General features: G+C 62.9%; 22 protein-coding genes. 12 read left to right on the top strand and 10 right to left on the bottom strand.

From position 1 onward, the window contains the following. Window positions 1–208: 208 nt before the first annotated feature. The 3 genes from J4G38_RS14020 to egtB all read right to left on the bottom strand — a co-directional run bounded on the left by J4G38_RS14020 (window position 209) and on the right by egtB (window position 3,736). Window positions 209–1,318, bottom strand: coding sequence for a pyridoxal phosphate-dependent aminotransferase (locus J4G38_RS14020; RefSeq protein WP_210517193.1), 1,110 nt, complete (start codon window positions 1,316–1,318; stop codon window positions 209–211). A gap of 16 nt (window positions 1,319–1,334) precedes the next feature. Continuing rightward, the gene (gene egtD / locus J4G38_RS14015; protein WP_210517196.1) at window positions 1,335–2,297 is read right to left on the bottom strand and encodes an L-histidine N(alpha)-methyltransferase; all 963 of its coding nucleotides are present in this window, start codon (window positions 2,295–2,297) and stop codon (window positions 1,335–1,337) included. Between the two features lie 131 nt (window positions 2,298–2,428). After that, a complete protein-coding gene (gene egtB / locus J4G38_RS14010) occupies window positions 2,429–3,736 on the bottom strand; it encodes an ergothioneine biosynthesis protein EgtB (protein WP_210517199.1) in 1,308 nt (435 codons plus the stop codon). A gap of 301 nt (window positions 3,737–4,037) precedes the next feature. Between egtB and J4G38_RS14005 the strand changes: the two genes are divergently transcribed. From J4G38_RS14005 to J4G38_RS13990, 4 genes are all read left to right on the top strand, one after another. Next, window positions 4,038–4,301: a KGG domain-containing protein gene (locus J4G38_RS14005; protein ID WP_210517202.1), complete on the top strand. Its 264-nt coding sequence runs from the start codon at window positions 4,038–4,040 to the stop codon at window positions 4,299–4,301. Between the two features lie 39 nt (window positions 4,302–4,340). Next, window positions 4,341–5,411 (top strand): o-succinylbenzoate synthase, encoded by a 1,071-nt coding sequence (locus J4G38_RS14000; protein WP_210517205.1) that lies wholly within the window; start codon window positions 4,341–4,343, stop codon window positions 5,409–5,411. A 68-nt stretch (window positions 5,412–5,479) separates the two neighbouring features. Continuing rightward, window positions 5,480–6,745, top strand: coding sequence for an aspartyl protease family protein (locus tag J4G38_RS13995; RefSeq protein WP_210517208.1), 1,266 nt, complete (start codon window positions 5,480–5,482; stop codon window positions 6,743–6,745). A 49-nt stretch (window positions 6,746–6,794) separates the two neighbouring features. Further along, window positions 6,795–7,181, top strand: a complete 387-nt coding sequence (locus tag J4G38_RS13990; RefSeq protein WP_210517211.1) for a DUF423 domain-containing protein — start codon at window positions 6,795–6,797, stop codon at window positions 7,179–7,181. 112 nt (window positions 7,182–7,293) lie between these two features. On the opposite strand, the gene J4G38_RS13985 is transcribed toward J4G38_RS13990, so the two are convergent. The 4 genes from J4G38_RS13985 to J4G38_RS13970 form a co-directional block, all read right to left on the bottom strand. Beyond that, window positions 7,294–7,833, bottom strand: a complete 540-nt coding sequence (locus J4G38_RS13985) for a DUF1573 domain-containing protein (RefSeq protein ID WP_210517214.1) — start codon at window positions 7,831–7,833, stop codon at window positions 7,294–7,296. Window positions 7,834–8,097: 264 nt separating this feature from the next. Further along, complete coding sequence (locus J4G38_RS13980) at window positions 8,098–9,528, bottom strand: ATP-dependent DNA helicase (protein WP_210517217.1); 1,431 nt, start codon at window positions 9,526–9,528, stop codon at window positions 8,098–8,100. A gap of 30 nt (window positions 9,529–9,558) precedes the next feature. Beyond that, window positions 9,559–9,807 (bottom strand): hypothetical protein, encoded by a 249-nt coding sequence (locus tag J4G38_RS13975; RefSeq protein WP_210517219.1) that lies wholly within the window; start codon window positions 9,805–9,807, stop codon window positions 9,559–9,561. A gap of 6 nt (window positions 9,808–9,813) precedes the next feature. Beyond that, complete coding sequence (locus J4G38_RS13970) at window positions 9,814–10,269, bottom strand: PaaI family thioesterase (RefSeq protein ID WP_226163403.1); 456 nt, start codon at window positions 10,267–10,269, stop codon at window positions 9,814–9,816. Between the two features lie 214 nt (window positions 10,270–10,483). Between J4G38_RS13970 and J4G38_RS13965 the strand changes: the two genes are divergently transcribed. The 4 genes from J4G38_RS13965 to coaD all read left to right on the top strand — a co-directional run bounded on the left by J4G38_RS13965 (window position 10,484) and on the right by coaD (window position 13,165). Next, complete coding sequence (locus J4G38_RS13965) at window positions 10,484–11,077, top strand: DUF4126 domain-containing protein (RefSeq protein ID WP_226163401.1); 594 nt, start codon at window positions 10,484–10,486, stop codon at window positions 11,075–11,077. Between the two features lie 166 nt (window positions 11,078–11,243). Beyond that, complete coding sequence (locus J4G38_RS13960; RefSeq protein WP_210517222.1) at window positions 11,244–11,714, top strand: NUDIX domain-containing protein; 471 nt, start codon at window positions 11,244–11,246, stop codon at window positions 11,712–11,714. A 101-nt stretch (window positions 11,715–11,815) separates the two neighbouring features. Next, complete coding sequence (locus J4G38_RS13955; protein ID WP_210517224.1) at window positions 11,816–12,691, top strand: DUF3822 family protein; 876 nt, start codon at window positions 11,816–11,818, stop codon at window positions 12,689–12,691. Between the two features lie 6 nt (window positions 12,692–12,697). Then, complete coding sequence (coaD, locus tag J4G38_RS13950) at window positions 12,698–13,165, top strand: pantetheine-phosphate adenylyltransferase (protein WP_210517226.1); 468 nt, start codon at window positions 12,698–12,700, stop codon at window positions 13,163–13,165. A gap of 6 nt (window positions 13,166–13,171) precedes the next feature. On the opposite strand, the gene J4G38_RS13945 is transcribed toward coaD, so the two are convergent. Then, the gene (locus tag J4G38_RS13945) at window positions 13,172–13,660 is read right to left on the bottom strand and encodes a hypothetical protein (RefSeq protein WP_210517228.1); all 489 of its coding nucleotides are present in this window, start codon (window positions 13,658–13,660) and stop codon (window positions 13,172–13,174) included. Window positions 13,661–13,676: 16 nt separating this feature from the next. Next, on the bottom strand, window positions 13,677–14,381 hold the full coding sequence (locus tag J4G38_RS13940) for an NUDIX hydrolase (RefSeq protein WP_210517230.1): 705 nt from the start codon (window positions 14,379–14,381) through the stop codon (window positions 13,677–13,679). 138 nt (window positions 14,382–14,519) lie between these two features. Between J4G38_RS13940 and J4G38_RS13935 the strand changes: the two genes are divergently transcribed. After that, a complete protein-coding gene (locus J4G38_RS13935; protein WP_210517232.1) occupies window positions 14,520–15,023 on the top strand; it encodes a metallophosphoesterase family protein in 504 nt (167 codons plus the stop codon). A 284-nt stretch (window positions 15,024–15,307) separates the two neighbouring features. Here the strand turns inward: J4G38_RS13935 and J4G38_RS13930 are convergent, their stop codons facing one another. Continuing rightward, window positions 15,308–15,658 carry a hypothetical protein gene (locus J4G38_RS13930; RefSeq protein WP_210517718.1) on the bottom strand — a complete coding sequence of 117 codons (351 nt, stop codon included), beginning with the start codon at window positions 15,656–15,658 and terminating at the stop codon, window positions 15,308–15,310. A gap of 225 nt (window positions 15,659–15,883) precedes the next feature. Here J4G38_RS13930 and J4G38_RS13925 point away from each other — a divergent pair, with 225 nt between their 5' ends. Genes J4G38_RS13925 through J4G38_RS13915 form a run of 3 tightly spaced genes read left to right on the top strand, consistent with a single transcriptional unit; the run spans window position 15,884 to window position 18,999 of the window. After that, window positions 15,884–16,927, top strand: a complete 1,044-nt coding sequence (locus J4G38_RS13925) for a threonine aldolase family protein (protein WP_210517234.1) — start codon at window positions 15,884–15,886, stop codon at window positions 16,925–16,927. Window positions 16,928–16,968: 41 nt separating this feature from the next. After that, window positions 16,969–18,261 (top strand): cation:proton antiporter, encoded by a 1,293-nt coding sequence (locus J4G38_RS13920; RefSeq protein ID WP_210517235.1) that lies wholly within the window; start codon window positions 16,969–16,971, stop codon window positions 18,259–18,261. A gap of 45 nt (window positions 18,262–18,306) precedes the next feature. After that, the gene (locus J4G38_RS13915) at window positions 18,307–18,999 is read left to right on the top strand and encodes a metallophosphoesterase family protein (protein ID WP_210517237.1); all 693 of its coding nucleotides are present in this window, start codon (window positions 18,307–18,309) and stop codon (window positions 18,997–18,999) included. The last annotated feature ends 1 nt before the right edge of the window (window position 19,000 follow it).

Raw genomic sequence — 19,000 nt, 5'->3', positions numbered from 1 at the left:
ATCGAAGTCGCAACCCTATAAACTCGGGTCGCAACCCTATAAATCGAAGTCGCAGACCTATAAATCCAAGTCGCAACCCTATAACCCGAAGTCGCAGACCTATAAACCCGAGTCGCAGACCTATAAATCCAAGTCGCAGACCTATGAACCCAAGTCGCAACCCGATAAATTGAGGTTGCAGGCCGTTAGAGCAGCATTCCCCATCAGCTTATGCCACCACGGCCCCAATCCGGGCCAGCGCCAGCCTTAGCGCGCCCTCCTTCACGGCGTAGGATAACCGCAGGAAGCCCGGCGCGCCGCATGTGGCGCCATCTACTACTTCCACTCCGGCCGCTGCCAGCTGCTGCACCAGCTGCGCCGAAGCAGCGGGCGGGGGCAGGTTGGGGTCGAGAAAGCGGGTGAAATCGGCAAAAACGTAGTACGTGCCTTCGGGGGCCACCTCGGCGGGCGCACCGGGCAAACCCGCCAAACCCGCCAGCAGCAGCTGCCGTGCCGGTTGCAGCTGCGCGCACAGCGCCGCGCCGATGGCCTCGGCCTGCCGCGTGGCCGCCAGGGCTGCCGCCTGCACGGGCACCGGCACCGCCACGCCGGTACTGAACAGCCGGGCCGTGACGGCCCGCGCCAGCTCGGGCGGGGCCACCAGGCAGCCCACGCCCCAGCCCGCCAGCGCCAACGACTTCGAAAACCCACTCACGGCTACGTGCCGCTGGTGTGGGTCGGGCAGGGCGAGCAGCGTGGGCACCGGCTCGGGCCCGAAACTGATGCCTTCGTAAATCTCATCGCTGAGCACCCAAAGCTGCGGAAATTCGGCCGTCACGGCCAGCAGCGCGGCCCATTCCGCCCGCGAATACACCCGGCCGGTGGGGTTGTTGGGGTTGCTGATGATGAGCAGCCGGGTAGCCGGCGTGAGGGCGGCGCGCAGCGCTTCGGGGCGCAGGGCGTAGTTGTCGGCCGAGGCCAGCGGCAGGGGGCGCAGCACGCCGCCGGCCCGCCGCACCAGGTCGTAGAACCCGAACCAGTTGGGCGTGGGCAGCACGACCTCGTCGCCGGGCCGCAGCATCTCGCTGAGCAGCGCGAACAGGCCGGTTTTGGCGCCGCTGGTCACCAATACTTGTTCGGCAGTGACGCCCGCCGCGCCGCGCTGGCGGTAGCGTTGCGCCAGGGCTTCGCGCAGCTCCGGCAGCCCGCTCGCCGGGCTCACGGCCAGGGGCGCGTGGCGCTGCCCGGCCTCGGCAAATACGGCCGTGGCCGCCGCCAGGGCCACGTCGGGCACCGCAAAATCTCCGTAGCCCGAGGCCAGGCTGACCGTTTCCATCATGGTTACAGGGGTCAGGTTATTCTTCCTGAGCGGTCAGCACGACATCGGCAAAATCAGAGGCCGCGTCCGTGAACGACGCCACCACCCGCAAGCCGGCTTCGGCCGCCAGGGCTTCAATCTGGGGCAGGGTAAATTTGTAGGAATTCTCGGTGTGAATAACCTCCCAGGCCGCAAAATCAACAGTTTCGTCCAGGGCTTGGATGCGCACCTGCTGGGTGCGGGTGCTCACCAGGTACGAGCGCACGGCCCCGCTCAGGGGGTTATAGTCGGTGTAGTGCTGCCAGTGGGCCAGGTCGAAATCGGCCCCCAGCTCCCGGTTGAGGCGGGTGAGCAGGTTCAGGTTGAAAGCGGCCGTCACGCCCTGGGCGTCGTCATACGCAGCCCGGATGCGGCGCGGGTCCTTCTGCAAATCAAAGCCGATGAGCAGGCGGTCGGCCGGGGTCAGGGGCGCGGCCAGCTGGCGCAGGAAGTCCAGCCGCTCAGCCGGATGGAAATTGCCAATGTTCGAGCCCAAAAACAGCACCGCCTTGCTGCCCGGTTGGGTGCGTAGCTGCGTGAGTGCGGTGGCGTAGTCGGCCACCACCGGCGCCACCCGCAGGGCCGGCAGTTCCCGCCGCAGGGAGTCGACCAGCCCGGTCATGGCTCCCGCCGAAATATCGACCGGCGCGTACGTAAACGCCGTGCCGGCCGCCAGCAGCTCGCGCAGCAGCAGCTTGGTTTTGGCGCCGTCGCCCGCGCCCAGTTCCACCAGCGCGAATTCCCCGCCGGCCGCCGGGCTCAGCGCCGCCGCAATGGCCGCGCCGTGCTCCCGAAAAATGGCGAATTCGGTGCGGGTGGGGTAATACTCCGGCAAATCCATGATTTGCTGGAACAGCCGGCTGCCGGCATCGTCGTAGAAATACTTCGACGATAGGGCCTTGGGCACGCGGCTCAGGCCGTCGGCGACGTGCTGCGCCAATTCAGTTAGAAGTTTCAACATTTAGCAATTACCATTTAACATTCGTGGGTCCCTGCTGTCCGGAAGGAGCTTTGGGCGAATATTTTTTGAAAAAGAAGAGGAAGAAAACCACCGGCACAAGTAGCTGCCAGCCGCGTGTTAAATGATAAATGCTACTTGTTAAATGACCTCGCCAACCGGATGCCGGTGAACTGCCAGCGCTTGTCGGCGTGAAAAAAGTTACGGTAGCTGACGCGGATGTGGTTTTCCGGCGTGGCGCACGAGCCGCCGCGCAGCACCAGCTGGTTCACCATAAACTTGCCGTTGTACTCGCCCAGCGCCCCGGCGGCGCGGGTGTAGCCGGGGTAGGCGTGGTAGGCCGAGTAGGTCCATTCCCAGCAGTCGCCCAGCAGCTGATGGCACTGCGTGGGGTCGGCATCGGCGGGCACGGGCTGCGGGTCCAGCCGGTTGCTTTCCAGCCAGGTGCCGCCGCCGGTGCTGGCCCCGAAGTGCCGGGCGGCGGTTTCCCATTCGGCTTCGGTGGGCAGGCGGGCGCCGGCCCAGTTGGCGTAGGCATCGGCCTCGTAAAAGCTGAGGTGCGTGACCGGCGCGGCCGGCACCACCGCTTGCAGGCCGTGGTGCGTGAAGCGGTGCCAGGCGCCTTCCTTCTGCACCCAGTAGAGCGGCGCTTCCCAGCCCTGGGCCTGGGCCAAATCCCAGCCCTCGCCCATCCAGTAGCGGAAATCGCGGTAGCCGCCGGCCTCGACGAAGGCCAGGTATTCGGCGTTGGTCACCAGGCGGTTCTGCAGCTCAAACGGGGCCACCAGCACGTCGTGGGCCGCCAGCTCATTATCAAAGCAAAAGCCTTTTTCCTGAAAGCCGACGCGGTAAATGCCGCCGGGCACGGGCAGCCAGGCAGCCGGCATTGCGTTCGCGGCGGGCGCGGGCAGGTCGGCGGCCGGCAGGTATTCGGGCGCGAGCGGGCTGGTGCTGAGAATGTATTTGATGTCGGTGGCCAGCAATTCCTGGTGCTGCTGCTCGTGCTGCAGGCCCAGCTCCAATAGCTCGAAGAAGACGGGGGGGAGGTCGTCGTTATCAGTCAGCAACGCCGCCAGGGCAGTATCAACGTGGGCGCGGTAAGCCAGCACCTCGGCCAGGGGCGGGCGCGAAAGCGTGCCCCGGTCGGCACGGTTCACCCGCGAGCCGAGGGAATTATAGTAGGAATTGAACAGAAACGCGTATTCGGGGTGAAACACTTGGTAGCCGGGCACGTATTGGCTCAGCAAAAAAGTTTCCCAAAACCATGTGGTATGAGCCAGGTGCCATTTCGGCGGACTTACGTCGATGACAGGCTGCACCACGGTGTCTTCGGGCAGCAGAGGAGCGCACAGGGCCTGGCTTTGGGCGCGCACGGCCCGGAAGCGGGCCAGCCAGGATTGCGCCACGCGAGGCGCCACCGGAGAAGCATGAACTTGAAGCATAGGGATAAACCGAAATAGAAGCTTCGACACTAACCGTCTTAGCAGGCCGGAGGTTACGTCTGGCGTAAAATATCCCCATCAAACCCGCGTTGTGCCCGCCGGAACCAGGAAACAGGTCCCGCGCGAAACAAACACGCAGAACCTTCCAATAAGTACGTAGAAGCTCTTCCGTAGAAAGCGGTATTTACACTCATTTTCGGCCTAAATCACAACTAAACGAGACTGTTAGAGTAGGATTACAGCCCGGCAGTGCTACCATTGTACTACACAGCATCACACAAAACCTTCTTTCAATATTCCTATGGCAAATTCACCATCTCCCGCCGCTACTTCCGCGACTATCGCCGCGAAAGCTGCCACCCGCCCTGCTAACCGCGTGGGCACCAAAAGCCGGCGCGGCTTCGCAGCAATGAGCCCCGAAACCCAACGCCGCATTGCCAGCGAGGGCGGCAAAGCCTCCCACGCCAGCGGCCGGGGCCACCGTTTCTCCGCCGATGAAGCCCGTGATGCGGGCCGCAAAGGCGGCTTAGTAAGCCGCCGTGGCAAGACGGCCGCCAGCAAATAGCCCCACGGCTGAGCACGCCGCAGCGCGCATCTTTGCGCCATGCTTCGTCTCAGCTTCTCGCGGCGCGCGCTGCGCTTCAATTTTACTGCCCGCACTTCCCGTGGGGCCCTGGCCGAACACGTGGCCTGGTACCTGCACCTGACCGATGAGGCCACTCCCACGGCCGTCGGTTTGGGCGAAGCCGCCCCGTTGGCCGGCCTCAGCCCCGATTACGGACCCGAATTTCCGGTCGCCATCGCGCAGTTGTGTGACCGGTTCAATGCCGGGGCATTTGCCACCTTCACGGCGGCCGATGCCCCGGCATTTGTGGGTTCGGGGTGGCCGTCGCTGGTATTTGCCCTCGAAACGGCAGCCCTCGACCTGGCCGGCGGCGGGCGCCGGCAACTCTACGCCAACGCTTTCAGCCGGGGCGAAGCGGCGCTGCCCATCAATGGCCTGGTGTGGATGGGCGACGCGGCGTTTATGCGCGAGCAGATTCAGCAGAAGCTGGCGGCCGGGTATTCGTGCCTGAAATTAAAAATCGGAAGCCTGGATTTTGCCACCGAGCTGGCCTTGCTGGCCGAAATTCGCGCCGTGGCCGGCCCCGACCGGCTGATGCTCCGCGTGGATGCCAACGGTGCCTTTGCCCCGGCCGATGCTCCCGCGAAACTGGCGCAGCTGGCCGCGTTCCACCTTCATTCCATCGAGCAGCCCATTGCTGCGGGCCAGCTTGTGGCCCTGGCCGCACTGTGCCGCACATCGCCCGTGCCCATTGCGCTCGACGAGGAACTGATTGGTGTGACGGCCCCCGCCCGGCAAGCCGCCCTCCTCGACGAAGTCCAGCCCCCCTTTATCGTGCTAAAGCCCACGCTGCTGAGCGGCCACGCCGCCACGCGCCGCTGGATTGCGCTGGCCCGGGAACGCGGCATCGGCTGGTGGATTACGTCAGCTTTGGAATCAAACGTCGGCCTCAACGCCGTGGCCCAGCTCACGGGCGAATACGACGTGCACGGCTTCGCCCAGGGCCTGGGCACGGGGCAGTTGTACCACAATAACGTGGCCGCGCCGCTGCTCATCAGCGGCGGCATGCTGCGCTACGCCCCGGCGGGCGCCTGGGAGCTGCCGGACTGATGCGGCCCCGAGCGGTAAAGGCGGGTCTTATTCGCTTAATTTACCGCTTCGGTTGTGCCCCCCTCACCATGTTTGTCCTGCGCTTTGTGTGTTTGCTGGTTTCCCTGAGCTTTTGCGGGGAAATACGCCAGGTAGTGCACGCGCAGGTCATCGCGGCGGCAGCGCCGTTCGTTTTTCAGAAAGCCAAGCGCCAGAAAGCCCGGGTGCCTATTCAGCTGCAGCGCAACCTACTGGTGGTAAGCGCCATGCTGAACGGATTCGGGCCATTCAATTTCTTGCTCGATACCGGCGTCGGGACTTCCATCATCACATCCTCCGCGCTGGCCGATTCACTGCATTTACAGCACGGACAAAAATTCCGGGTGATTGGGGCCGGGGGCCTGGACGCGGGCCTGGAAGCCTACCAGACCGACGGCGTGCGGGTGGAGCTGCACGGCGTGGTGGCGCCGCACATGACGTGGCTGGTTCTTTCCGATGACGTGCTGAACCTTTCGGGCTACGTGGGCCTGCCTATTTACGGCATTCTGGGTTCCGAGCTGTTCCACAGCTTTGTGGTGACGCTGCGCCCCGAAGACGGGAGCATGGAGCTCCAGGCACCGGCCACCTACCGGGTGCCCCGCGGCAAGCAATGGAGCAGCATGCCGTTGTCGCTCGAAAACAACAAAGCCTATTTCACGGCCCAGGTGCAGCTCACCGATTCCCTCTCCATGCCGCTGAAGCTGGTGCTCGACACCGGGGCCAGCCACGCCCTTTCCATCGAGCTCGATTCGGACCCGCGCCTGGTGGGGCCCGCCCACCGCCTGCCCGCCGACCTCGGCCGCGGCCTCACGGGCACGGTGCGCGGCTTTTTGGGCCGCGTGCCCAACCTGCACCTGGGCCGCTACTCGCTGCATTCGGTGCTCACCTCCTACCCCGACGCCGCCGACGTGCACCGGCGCGTGGACGTGCCCCGCAACGGCAACGTGGGCTACGAACTACTCAAGCGGTTTTCCCTCGTCATCGACTACCCCCACGAGCGCCTGCTGCTGCGGCCCAACATCAAATTCCGCGACCCGTTCGAGCACGACATGTGCGGCATCGATTTGTTGGCCACCGGCCCCGACTACCGCCGCTTTCTGATACTGCGCGTGGCGCCCGGCTCGCCCGCCGCCACCGCCGGCGTTCAGGCGGACGACGAATTGGTGAGCATCAATTTCATCCCCGTAAACGTGTTTTCTCTTTCCCAGCTCGACCGCATGCTGCGCTCCGAAAACGGCCGCACGCTGCTGCTGCTGCTACGCCGGCCCGATGGCCTCCTGCACACCGCCACCCTGCGCCTCGTGCGGCAAATATGACCCCGGCTCCGGCCTACCTTTGCCGCTTCACCGTCCGTTTATTGCCCATATGACTGCTCGTCTTCTTATTCAGCTCGCGGCCCTGTTTGGGGGGTTGGGGGTGGCCATCGGAGCTTTTGGCGCCCATGCGCTGCACGATATGCTGGTGCGGGCCGGCCGCCTCGAAACCTTCGAAACCGCCGTACGCTACCAGTTCTACCATGCCCTGGCGATGCTGGCCATTGGGGTGCTGTGGGCGGCCCGCCCCGAGCTGCGGGCGCTGGGCACCACCGGCTGGCTGTGGGCCGGCGGCATCCTCGTTTTCAGCGGCTCGCTCTACGGCATCTGTTTCACGGGCATTACCAAGCTGGGCGCCGTAGCCCCAATCGGTGGGCTGCTGTTTCTGGCCGGCTGGCTCAGCCTGGCACTAGCCGTACGCGGCCTGAAACTAGTGTAATGGCCCTTTCTGCGGCCGGTCTTCTGGTTGCTGAGCTTCCTTTTATAAAGCAAAAAGGGACGGTTCGCTTGCGCGAACCGTCCCTTTTCAAATAGTCAGGAGCGTGGGCCGCTTACTTAATCTTGGCTTTCATTTTAGCATCGCCGCTTTTCTCTTTCACTTTTTTGCCGTTGTCTTTCACGGTCGTGGCAGCCGTGGTTTCGGTTACGGCCATTTGCGGAGCCGCGTTGGCGGTAGCCGAAGCTTCTTTCACCTCGCCTACCAGCGACACGGTGGTGCTGCCAGCCGTGGCGTTCGACTCAATGGTCAGCACTTTGTTCTGCATGCCCATTTTGCCGGTCGAGTTGAAGTGCGCGGCGATGGTGCCGGTTTTGCCGGGCATTACCGGCGCTTTGGTCCACTCCGGGGTGGTGCAGCCGCAGCTCACGCCGATGTTGGAAATCACGAGGGGAGCCGTGCCGGTGTTCTTGAATTTGAAGGTGTGGTCAACGGTACCACCCTGCACCACAGAGCCAAAGTCGTACTTCACTTCTTCGAACGTGATAGCGGGACCCGCAGTGGTGCCAGCTTTAGCAGCGGGCGGCGTGGCCTGGGCCTGCGCGGTGTAAGCGGCAGCGGTCAGGCTCAGGGCGAGGAGCAAGGTTTTTTTCATGAATCAGGAAATGTAATGAGTTGTGAAGAAGGGTTGGGTTTAACAAATTTACTGGTTTCGCCCGGTCTCGCAAATTTACGACCAAACTAGCCGGGCCTCCCTGAAGAAACCGTGAAGTTTAAGTAACCCAGTCGCTGGTCGTTAAATTCCTATTGCTCGTAAACGCCCGGAAATCATGACGAAAGTTGTGCCCTTGGGCTTGAATATAGCACTTCATCGGCCGGTACCCGCGCCGATGGCAAAGCGCGGGCCCAGCCGTTTAGCTTACTCTTCCACCGGCGGGTCGCTCAGCAGCTTCTGCTGGAAATTCAGGAGGAACAGCCGCTCCGAGGCCCGCGTGATGGCCGTGTAGAGCCAGCGCGCAAACTCGCCCGCCAGCGGCTCATCGGGCTTCAAAAAACCGTGGTCTACAAACACGGCCTGCCACTGCCCGCCCTGCGCCTTGTGGCAGGTGAGGGCGTAGGCAAACTTGATTTGCAGGGCGTTCAGGTATGGGTCTTTGCGCATTTCCTTGTAGCGCTCGGCCTTGGTCTTGAGGTGGGCATAATCCTCGCTCACAGCCAGGTACAGGGCATTATTCCGGTCCGATGGCAGGGCCGGGCTCTCGGTGTGCAGCGTGTCGAGCAGCAGCTTCACTTCAATCTGGGGCTCATCGGGGTAGTCCACCAGCCGCACCTGGGCCTGCGCAAAATGGAAGCCGTACATCTCCTCGCGCCGGATAATTTTGGTGATTTCCAAAAAGTCCCCGTTGGCCAGAAAGCCGATTTCCGAGTCCTTCGGCAGCCAATAGTAGTTGTTGCGCACCACCATCAGGTAGTCGCCGCCCTCAATCTCCTCCTCGGCATCGAACAACGCCCTGCGGATGAGCTGGTTGTATTGATTGGCGTTCCGGTTTGAGCGGCAGATGATGGTGGTGTTTTCGTGGCCGTAGTTGCGGTAGGCCCAGCGCAGGCCGTCCTCCAGCTTATCGCCGCCCATCTTAAAAATATCACCGAAACCCTTGGTGTGCAGCTGGATATCGGGGTGTTCCTGCCGCAATTCCTCCCGCAGCTCCGTGGCATTCACCAATATGCCCGATTCCTGGGCCTGGCGCATCACCTGGCGCAGCTCCACGCTGCCCACGGTGGCCCGGAAGCGGTGCGCCAGCAGCTCCGGGTCCAGGGCCGGGCTCAGGAGCTGGCCCACCGGCGGCAGCTGCGCCGTATCGCCGATGAGCAGCAGCTTGTTGCTCGTTTTCTCGAACACAAACCCGATCAAATCGTCCAGCAGCCCACTTTCACCGAAGGCTTTCTCGTCCGAAATCATCGAGGCCTCGTCCACGATGTACAGCATTTGCTCGGCGCGGTTGGGCTGGCGCTGGAAGTTGAGCCGCTCGGAGGGCGAGCCGGAGGTCTGGCGGTAAATTTTCTTGTGAATGGTGCTGGCCGGCACGCCCGCGTAGCCCGCCATCACCTTGGCGGCGCGGCCGGTGGGCGCCATCAGCGTGTATTTGCGTTGCAGCTGGTGCAGCCACTGCACCAGGGCGCTCACCACAGTGGTTTTGCCCGTGCCCGCATAGCCGCGCAGCACAAACACCTTGCGGCCCGGCAACTGGTCGCGCAAAAACGCATCAAGCTGCGTGAACAGCAGCGCCTGGTCGTCGGTAGGCTCGTAGGGGAAATAGTCGCGGACGGAAGGATTTCTAACAGTAAGCATTGTTGGTCAACAGATAACCTGCGAAGTAATTCAAGTTGATATGCCCTTTTGGTGTAGGCTGAAAATGTGGCTGCAATTGAATTTGGTACAAATACCTTCCAAGTGCGACTCAAATCTTTCGTCAGTATTTTGCACTTCCATCATTAGCGCCGGCAGGTATTCCAAATCATCGAAAAACCACGCCAGCTCTTCGCTGGGCATTCCTTCGAAGGCCAGGCTTCGGCCGTGCACCAGCAACTTATGCAGCGCTTTTAACGCTTTCTGCTGATTGGAAACCATGACGATTTAGCTAGGTTCAATCACCGCCATCGTGGCGCTGGCTTTGGCAATGAGCACGTCATCGCACCACACCTCGGCTTCGCAGAAGTGCAGGCGCCGGCCAGCTTTCAGCACCCAGCCGACGGCTTTGATTTTCTGCCCGAGGCCGGGGTTAAGATAGGAGATTTTCAAATCGGAAGTCACCACACCAAAGTTGTCGGGGATGAGGGTGACCGACGCAAAGCCGGCCACCAAATCGGCCATTGTGGCGGTGAGGCCGCCGTGGGCAAAGCCGCGCTGCTGCAAGTGCTGCTCGCCCATCCGCAGCTCGGCCTCCACCCGGCCGGGCGCTATCGCCGTCAAATCGGCCCCGATGAGGTGCATGAAATTCTGGCGAATAAGCTTGCGCCGGATGCGCACTTCCAGGTCATCGGTAATACCTGAAGCGGAAGCGGCGGTAGGGTCCTGGTTAATAGAAGACACGAAAAATCGGTTATGTTTGCCTGAGAGAAATTGCGAAAGCCAGCTGCCCAAACCATAGTTTGTACTGCGTTGTACTATCGGTATTTTTTAAAACTTCTTAGAGCCTGAAAGCTGCCTTTGCAGCCCGTGAGGGTAGTTTAACGTTTGGGAGGCCAAAGGTACTGGCTTGGCAGTTGGCTCGTAGCTTCGGCCTTCACTTTAGCATTCAAAACCGATGGAACAGTTGCCGGCAATGCAGTTTCTGGTGGCGGGCGCGCTGGGCCTGGGGCTGGCGGCGTGTAGCGGGTTTCGGGTGTTTGTGCCGCTGCTGGCCGCCAGTCTGGCCTACCACACCGGCTACCTGGCGCCGGCCGCTGGCTTTGCGTGGCTGGGCAGTTGGGCGGCGCTGCTCACGCTGGCCACGGCCACCGTGGTGGAAATAGCGGGCTACTACATCCCCGTGGTCGACCACCTGCTCGACGCCCTCACCACGCCCGCGTCTTTCGTGGCCGGCACCATTCTCATGACCTCGGCCCTCCCCCACCTCGACCCCACCCTGCGCTGGACGCTGGGCATACTGGTGGGTGGCGGCACGGCCGGGCTGGTGCAAACCGGTACGGCCCTGCTGCGCGGGGCCTCCACGGCCACCACCGGCGGCCTGGGCAACCCCGTGCTGGCCACCGCTGAAAACACGCTGGCGGTGGGCGGCGTGGCCCTTACGCTGCTGCTGCCGCTGGTGGCGGCGGGGCTGGTGGTGCTGCTGCTGGTGTTCATTCTGAGCCGGCTGCGCCGCTGGCGGACCCGGCGCCGCCAGGTGGCCCGGCAATAGCCTGGCTTAACCGCAACGCATTTATTTTTCTGAGTTAGGCGGAAAATAATGGCGTCGGCTTGTCGTTTGCCGTACAATGCCGCGCCCCGACCTTGTGGGTGCGCCTTGATGCCCGCCCCGACGCCCCATGCTCAATTCGAATTCAACAACTATTCCCCCTGATACTTTGCTGCAGGCATATTCCGGCAAGGTGCGGGTGCGGGTGGGCGGCCTGTTGCTGCGCGAAGGGGCCATGCTGCTCGCCGGGCACCGCGGCCTGCTGCCGCTGGACGCGCCATTCTGGTCGCCGCCGGGCGGGGGCTGGCAGTTTGGCGAAAGTATCCGAGCGGCTCTGGTGCGCGAGTTTCAGGAAGAAACCGGGCTAGCGGTGAGCGTGGGTCGCTTTCTGCACCTGCACGAATTTAGCAAAGGCAAGCTGCAGGCGTTGGAGCTGTTTTTTGAAGTGCTGGCCGATGAAACTACGCTCCCCCAATTGGGCCACGACCCCGAACACGCCCCTGACCAGCAGGTACTAACGGAGCTGGCGTGGCACACACCCCGGCAGCTGATGCACCTGCCGCCCGCCCAGGTGCACCCCGTGCTGCACCACGTGCTCAGCCCCGATGATGTATTCGTACCTCAGGTACGCTTCTCTTGATGAGGAATCAGGAATTCCGGCCCCAACCGCCAATTCTTTCTTCCTCATTCGGCGAAGCCTTATCTTTAGCCCCGGCCGCTTGGCCGGTTTAGCTTCGATTTGTGTCTGCCTCCGCTGCTTCTGCTTCTTCCGCCCCCACGGCCGCGCCTTCGGCCTTGTTGCGCCTGCGCGACGAGACATTTGAACCCGCCAATACGGCCGCGTACAACCTGTACCTGCTGGCCAGCCCCACGCGCCTGGCCCTGGCCGTTGCGGACGTGGAACGGCGCAAGTTTGTGGCCCTCGAAGAATACGCGCTGACCGCCGGCGGCCTGCCCGCCCTGGCTCCGCAGCACGATTTCCTGGCCCAGCGGGGCTGGAATGCGGTGCGGATGGCCATTACGGGCCGGGCCTTCACGCTGCTGCCCGCGCCCTTGTTCCGGGCCGGCGACGAGGTGGCCGCCCTGCGCCTGCATCACACCCTCGCCCCCACCGAAACCGTGCGCCACACCACCCACCCCGGCCTGGAACTGGTGAATGTGTTCGCGGCCGACGCGGCCCTGGCCGATTGGCTGGCCGCTACGCACGGGGCCGCCGGCCGGCTGCTGCACCACACCAGCGCCCTGCTGGCCGGCCTGGTGCACCAGCGCGGCGCCAATGCGCCCCGCCGCCTCTACCTCAACCCCGGCACGCAGGAGCTGACGCTGGTGGTGCTGGGCCAGCACCTGGAGTACTGCAACGTTTTCCCCTGCACCACGGCCGAAGATGTGGTGTACTACACCATCCTCGTCATGCAGGAACTCAGCCTCGACCCCGACCAGGACGAGGTGACCGTGTGGGGCGAGCTCACGCCTGACTCGGCCGTTTTCAGCCTGCTGCGCACCTATGTGCGCAACGTGCGGTTTGGCTCGCGCCCCGGCAACGTGCAGTACAGCTACCGGCTCAACGATGTGTTCGAGTACCGGTATTTCGACTTGTTCAGCCTGCATTTTTGCTAAGTAGCCATGGCCCGTATCGCCCTCTTTCCCGGCTCTTTCGACCCTTTCACCAACGGCCACCTCGACATTGTACGGCGCGGCGTCGGGCTGTTCGACCAGGTAATCGTGGCCATCGGCACCAACAGCAGCAAGCAGCGCTACCTGCCCGTTGAACAGATGCAGGAGCTCATCGCCCAGCTGTTTCGGGACGAGCCGCGCGTGTCGGTGCGCACCTTCAAGGGCCTCACGGCGGAATTTGCGCGCGAAGTGGGGGCCGCCTACTTGCTGCGCGGCCTGCGCAACTGCCCCGATTTCGAATACGAAAAGCCCATCGCCTACGGCAACCAGCACGTCAATCCCGGTTTGGAAACCGTGTTCCTGCTCACTTCGCCCATTCTGGGCGCCATCAGCAGCACCATTATTCGGGACATTCACCGCTTCGGCGGCAACGTGGATGCGTTCCTGCCCTTCGCGCTGCCCCCGGTGGCCATATAGCGGGCTCTACTCGCTTTGGGCAACGGCTAATACGCGCAGGCCCAGCAGCTGGGTGGGGTGGTGCGTCTGAAAAACCGGCAGCACCAGGTAATGCGGCGCATCCAGCTGCAGCTTGGCGCGCCGCATAAGCTCGTTTTCGTTGCTACCCAGCAGGAGCAGGTCGCTCACTCGGCGCGAGTGGTAGTTATACGTCACCACCATGCTCAGGCCCCGGCTATGAAACACAGTAGTGGAATCGAGGGGCACGTTGCGCTGCACCAGCGGAGCCAGCGTTGGGTCGGTGAAACCGGCCGGGATAGGCCGCTGCGGCCCCACCCGCCGGCCCATTTCGTCAATCGAAAGCGCAAGCAGGCTGGGCACGTCCAGTTCCTCACCGGGCCGGGCCGGAGCGGCCGCGGTGGGCACGGTGTGGTCGTGCGGGGGCTCGTGGGAGCCGGAACAGGCCTCCACGCCAAGTACTCCCGCCACGAATAGCATTACCAAAATCGGCCGCATAAGCCGCAATATAGGTCTATTTCCCGGTGGCGGGTGTTTCCTTGGCGGGCTTGCCGGCCATGTTGCTGAGATAGTACCGCACCACCAGCGCAATGGAAGCGTAGGAGTCTTCCAGCTTGGCCAGGGCCTCCTGGGGCGACATCCAGCGCACCTCTTCGATGTATTCCTCGGTTTGCGGCTTCATCAGACTGTCGTCGAGGCACTTCATGAGGTACCAATTGGTTTTCTTCAGCATTTTGTTGCCCTTGTAGGCATAGCTGTGCCAGGTACTGGGCAGCTTTTCGCCGAGTTCCAGCTTGATGTTCGTTTCCTCTTCTACTTCGCGCAGGGCACCCGCCGCCTCGTCTTCCTCGCTCTTGAGCTTGCCCTTGGGCAGGTCCCACTTGCCAAGCCGGTAAATCATCAGCACCTGGTCGCCTTTGGTCACCAGCCCGCCGCCGGCTTTGGCAATTTTGAACTGGTCCTTGAAGTGCAGGATGAGAAATTTTTTCTTTTTGACCAGCATGGTCAGCGATTTCAGCTTTTTCAGCTTTTTCACCTCCATCAGGCGCAGCAGGCGGTCGATGAACAGCGGGCCGGCGTCGCGCACCAGCACATCGCCCACCAGGTCTTTCGAGGTGAAGTCGTCGTCGGGGCTGAGAATCAGGTCGAACTTGTGCTTGTACACTTTTTCGCTGAGTTTTTTGATGACCAGCGGAATGTCGTTGATGAAAATATTCATCGGAAAAAGCGAATTGAGAGAATGATGACGGGCAACGGAAGAGGCCGAAATCAGAAAATGAATTGAGAATGAAGCCTCGGGCTGCGGCTGCAAGATACGGGGCCGGGCCGATTTGCCGGCGCGCCGCATCTTTGCGGCATGACGCGCATTGGCTTGCTTTCCGACACCCACGGCTACCTCGACGAACGAATTACGCACCATTTGCGCGATTGCGACGAAATATGGCACGCCGGCGATTTCGGCGATTCCCGCGTGGTGGACGAACTGCAGGCCTTAGCGCCGCGCTTTCGGGGCGTGTACGGCAATATTGATGGGACGGACGTGCGCCGGTCGCAGCCACTGGTGCAAGACTTTGAAGTTGAAGGACTGCGAGTGTTAATCACGCACATTGGCGGCTACCCGGGGCACTACGCGCCGGCGGCCCGGCCCCTGCTGGCGGCCGCGCGGCCGGGGTTGTTCGTCACCGGCCACTCCCACATCCTGCGCGTGATGCCTGATAAGAAACTGGACTTGCTGCACCTGAACCCCGGCGCGGCGGGCCGACACGGGTTCCATCAAGTGCGCACGCTGCTCCGGTTCGGCATTGAAGCCGGAAAAGTGGTGGATTTGCAGGCCGTGGAGCTAGGCAAGCGGGCGGGCTAACCCCGGTTCAGCCGTCGCTGGGCGGCTAGTGAAATGGTCCGCAACCGGGGCTAGCGGGTACCGACACCGCATCCACCGGATGGCGCAACTCATGCGGGCTGCTCTCCGCACCGCCGGCCTGCCAGCTGGTGCTGAGCCCGCACGCAATCCGTAATCATAAATAAAACAACAAGCCCCGAGACCTGCAAATCAGGAAACGGGGCTTGTCACGTTATCTATGGCTGGGCGCGGAGCAGAGCACGAAACGAATTGCTTCGTGCGGCGCACAACGACCGCAGGAATCCTTACAGCGCGATTTCGGGCTTGGGGTGTTCGCCTTCCTGGCCGTCTTCGTTCACGGGCTTGGTTTCGGCATCAGCGGCGTCAAAATCAGCGGTGGTTTCCGCAGCGTCAACTTTCGGTGCGGGCGCGGCTTCCTCTTTTTTAGCGGGTGCAGCGGCAGCTTCTTTGGCTGGAGCGGCGGCTGGCGCAGCAGGAGCAACGGCAGCACCAGTGGTGGTGAAACGCGACTTCAGCTCTTCCAAATCCACGTTTTTCAGAACGGGCGTGCGGAGCAACTCCTTGATAATGCTCTTCTTGTTGTTGGCGCGGGCAATGTTCTTGCGGTGTTTGCGCTTGAGGCGGGTAACGGACATGGTGCCGGAATGGTTAAAGTCTAGGGCTTACGAAACGGAGGGCAAAAGTAAGGCTTTCATTTTGAAAGTGCAAGCCCATGAGGCATTTTGCTGAATTACTGCGTATTCGGGCGGAACGCAAGCAGGCGGCGCGGGGCACTACTTTTGCCGCAGCCGTGGCTGGCCATGGCCAGCCACGGCCTCATCCGTAGTGTTTTCCTATTTCCTCCGTCAGTTTTTCCCATTATGCCTGCCGAAACTGCTGCTTTGCCCCTTATCGACCTGCGCTCCGATACCGTGACGCGCCCCACGCCGGCCATGCTGGCCGCCATGTTTGCGGCCCCCGTGGGCGACGATGTATACGAGGAAGACCCCACCGTGCGCCGCCTCGAAGAAACCGCGGCTGCCCGTTTTGGCCTCGAAGCGGGCTTGTTCTGTCCCTCGGGCACGATGACCAACCAAATTGCCATCAAGGCCCATACCGAGCCGCTGAGCGAGGTTATCTGCGAGCAAACGGCCCACGTCTATTTGTGGGAAGTGGGCGGCATTGCCTTCCATTCCAGCGCTTCGGTGGCGCTGCTGGCCGGCAACCGGGGCCGCCTCACCGCCGCGCAGGTAGAAACCGCCATCCGGCCCGAAAACGTGCATTACCCCACCACCCGCCTCGTGTGCCTGGAGAACACCCACAACCGGGGCGGCGGCAGCTGCTACGCGATGGAGGACTTGCAGGCCATCAGCGAAGTAGCGAAGCGGCACGGGCTGGCCCGGCACCTCGATGGCGCCCGCATTTTCAATGCCCTGGTGGCTACCGGGCAGCGCAGCGAGGACTACGGGCCGCTGTTCGATTCGATTTCGGTGTGCCTGTCCAAGGGGCTGGGCGCGCCGGTGGGCTCGGTGCTGCTGGGCTCCGCCGATTTTATTAAGAAGTGCAAGCGCATCCGCAAGGTGATGGGCGGCGGGTGGCGGCAAGCCGGCTACCTGGCCGCTGCCGGGCTGTATGCGCTGGAAAACAACGTGGACCGCCTGGCCGACGACCACCGCCGCGCCGCCCAGCTCGCCGCCACCCTGCGCCTGCAGCCCTACGTGGCCGAGGTACTGAACCCGGAAACCAACCTCGTCATTTTCCGGCTGCATGATAGCCAGCCGGCCGCCGATTTCCTGGCCACGCTGGAGCAGCAGGGCATCCGGGCCAGCAGCTTCGGGCCGCAGTGGATTCGGTTTGTGCTGCACCTCGACGTGGACGACGCCATGGTGGCGCGGATTGAGGCGGCACTTATTCAAAACGGTTAATTCCTTAACGGTTAATCATTAATCATTTCCCATAAACGAGATTGGATTTATACAACGCCTTGGCGCTGCTGCTGGTAACGGCGGCGGTATTTGCCTACATCAACCACCGCTTTCTGCGGATGCCGCCAGCCATTGGCCTGATGGTGCTGGGGCTCACGGCGTCGCTGGGGCTGGTGGGGCTGGGGCAGTTGGGCGTGGCGTCCGTTCTCAGCTTGGTTGAGCTGGTGAAGCGGCTCGATTTCAGCACCATCGTGATGCAGGTGATGCTGGGGTTTCTGCTGTTTGCCGGAGCCATTCACGTTGATGCACGGCGGCTGGGTAAGTTGCGCTGGCCGGTGGGCGTGCTGGCGCTGGTGGGCACGCCGGTGAGCACGGCGCTGGTGGCGGGGGCCATGTACGGGCTGCTGCCGCTATTTGGGCTGCCCACCGCGTTTATCCATTGCCTGCTGTTCGGGGCCTTGATTTCGCCGACGGACCCGATTGCCGTGCTCAGCATTCTGACCAAGGCGAACGTCTCCAAATCGTTGGAAACAAAGATTGTGGGCGAGTCGCTGTTCAACGATGGAGTGGGCGTGGTGCTGTTTGTGGTGACGCTGGAAGTGGCCCTGATGGGCCCCAAAGATGTTTCGCTGATGCACGCGCTGGCCGTATTTGCCCGCGAGGCGCTGGGCGGGCTGGCACTGGGCACGGCGCTGGGCCTGGGCACGGCCTGGCTGCTGCGCACCATCGACAACTACCAGGTGGAGGTGCTGCTGACCCTGGCCGTGGTGGCCGGTGGCACGGCCCTGGCCACGTACCTGCACACGTCGGGGCCGCTGGCCATGGTGATGGCCGGGCTGCTGGTGGGCCACTTCAGCCGCAACGCCAGGGGCGTGTTGTCGGACGAGTCGCAGGACTACGTGGACAAGTTCTGGGAGCTGGTGGATGAGGTGCTGAACGCCCTGCTGTTCGTGCTGATGGGCCTGGAGGTGCTGGTGCTGCACATTCCGGGGCGCACGGTGCTGGCGGGGCTGGCGGCCATTGTGGTGGTGCTGGCGGCGCGGCTGGCGGCGGTATGGGTGCCGCTGGTGCTGCTGCGGCTCGTTCCCTCGTTCCGGCCGTCGGACCACGGGCTGGCGGTGCTCACCTGGGGGGGGCTGCGCGGCGGGCTGTCGGTGGCGCTGGCCCTGAGCCTGCCGGCCACCATGCCGCGCGAGCTGCTGGTGGGCATCACCTACGTCATCGTCGTATTTTCGATTATCGGGCAGGGGCTGACTATTGGGCCACTGGTGCGCTGGCTGGGCGTAGGCCGGCCCGCAACCCCGGCCGATGGCCGATTAAGGGAACCACGGTAGTACCATGGTGCAACCTAAAAAGGCCCATTTAACGTTCTTGTGACCATGAATTTATTCATCATCGGCGACGTGCACGGCTGCTTGCACACGTTCAAGGAGTTGCTGAAACGCTGGCAGCCGGCCACCGACCACCTTATTCAGGTGGGCGATTTGGTGGACCGGGGCGCGCACATTCCCGAAACCGTGGAGCTGGCCCGCACCCTGAACCAGCAGTACCCCGACTCCACCACTTTCCTGATGGGCAACCACGAAGACGCCCTGCTGCACCACTTCGGCCCCGATGGCCCGTACCTGGGCTGGCTGAAATGGGGCGGCCGCAGCACCACCGACCAGTATAAACTCCGGCCCAAGCTGCTGGCCCAGCACCTGCCCTGGCTGGCCGCCCGGCCTTTGTTCTGGCAAAACGACTATGTGCTGGTGAGCCACGCCGGCCTGGCCGACATTCCCCTGGACGTGGCCCTGAACCCGGACAGTTCCGACGGCATCTTGTGGCGGCGCGGCCCCCTGCGGTGCCTGCCGCAGCTGCAAGTGGTGGGCCACACGCCGATGGACGACGGCGACCCGGTTTTTGACCGCGAATCCAATACGCTGTACATAGACACGGGCGCGGTGTTTGGCGGCAACCTGACGGGCGTGCGCCTCTCCCCCACCGGCGACGTGCTCGACATTATCCTGATTCCGGTTTTCCCCCGGGATTTGCTGGAAAAGCCCCGTTTTTCCTACCTGACTCCCCGCTGAT

It is taken from the genome of Hymenobacter terricola (assembly GCF_017921975.2).
Classification (GTDB): Bacteria; Bacteroidota; Bacteroidia; order Cytophagales; family Hymenobacteraceae; genus Hymenobacter; species Hymenobacter terricola.
This window is presented reverse-complemented; position numbering and strand designations above follow the sequence as displayed.

Coding starts and splice junctions, on each gene's coding strand:
- J4G38_RS14020 (WP_210517193.1), bottom strand. CDS start 1,318: ATGATGGAAACGGTCAGCCTGGCCTCGGGCTACGGAGATTTTGCGGTG.
- egtD (WP_210517196.1), bottom strand. CDS start 2,297: ATGTTGAAACTTCTAACTGAATTGGCGCAGCACGTCGCCGACGGCCTG.
- egtB (WP_210517199.1), bottom strand. CDS start 3,736: ATGCTTCAAGTTCATGCTTCTCCGGTGGCGCCTCGCGTGGCGCAATCC.
- J4G38_RS14005 (WP_210517202.1), top strand. CDS start 4,038: ATGGCAAATTCACCATCTCCCGCCGCTACTTCCGCGACTATCGCCGCG.
- J4G38_RS14000 (WP_210517205.1), top strand. CDS start 4,341: ATGCTTCGTCTCAGCTTCTCGCGGCGCGCGCTGCGCTTCAATTTTACT.
- J4G38_RS13995 (WP_210517208.1), top strand. CDS start 5,480: ATGTTTGTCCTGCGCTTTGTGTGTTTGCTGGTTTCCCTGAGCTTTTGC.
- J4G38_RS13990 (WP_210517211.1), top strand. CDS start 6,795: ATGACTGCTCGTCTTCTTATTCAGCTCGCGGCCCTGTTTGGGGGGTTG.
- J4G38_RS13985 (WP_210517214.1), bottom strand. CDS start 7,833: ATGAAAAAAACCTTGCTCCTCGCCCTGAGCCTGACCGCTGCCGCTTAC.
- J4G38_RS13980 (WP_210517217.1), bottom strand. CDS start 9,528: ATGCTTACTGTTAGAAATCCTTCCGTCCGCGACTATTTCCCCTACGAG.
- J4G38_RS13975 (WP_210517219.1), bottom strand. CDS start 9,807: ATGGTTTCCAATCAGCAGAAAGCGTTAAAAGCGCTGCATAAGTTGCTG.
- J4G38_RS13965 (WP_226163401.1), top strand. CDS start 10,484: ATGGAACAGTTGCCGGCAATGCAGTTTCTGGTGGCGGGCGCGCTGGGC.
- coaD (WP_210517226.1), top strand. CDS start 12,698: ATGGCCCGTATCGCCCTCTTTCCCGGCTCTTTCGACCCTTTCACCAAC.
- J4G38_RS13945 (WP_210517228.1), bottom strand. CDS start 13,660: ATGCGGCCGATTTTGGTAATGCTATTCGTGGCGGGAGTACTTGGCGTG.
- J4G38_RS13940 (WP_210517230.1), bottom strand. CDS start 14,381: ATGAATATTTTCATCAACGACATTCCGCTGGTCATCAAAAAACTCAGC.
- J4G38_RS13935 (WP_210517232.1), top strand. CDS start 14,520: ATGACGCGCATTGGCTTGCTTTCCGACACCCACGGCTACCTCGACGAA.
- J4G38_RS13930 (WP_210517718.1), bottom strand. CDS start 15,658: ATGTCCGTTACCCGCCTCAAGCGCAAACACCGCAAGAACATTGCCCGC.
- J4G38_RS13925 (WP_210517234.1), top strand. CDS start 15,884: ATGCCTGCCGAAACTGCTGCTTTGCCCCTTATCGACCTGCGCTCCGAT.
- J4G38_RS13915 (WP_210517237.1), top strand. CDS start 18,307: ATGAATTTATTCATCATCGGCGACGTGCACGGCTGCTTGCACACGTTC.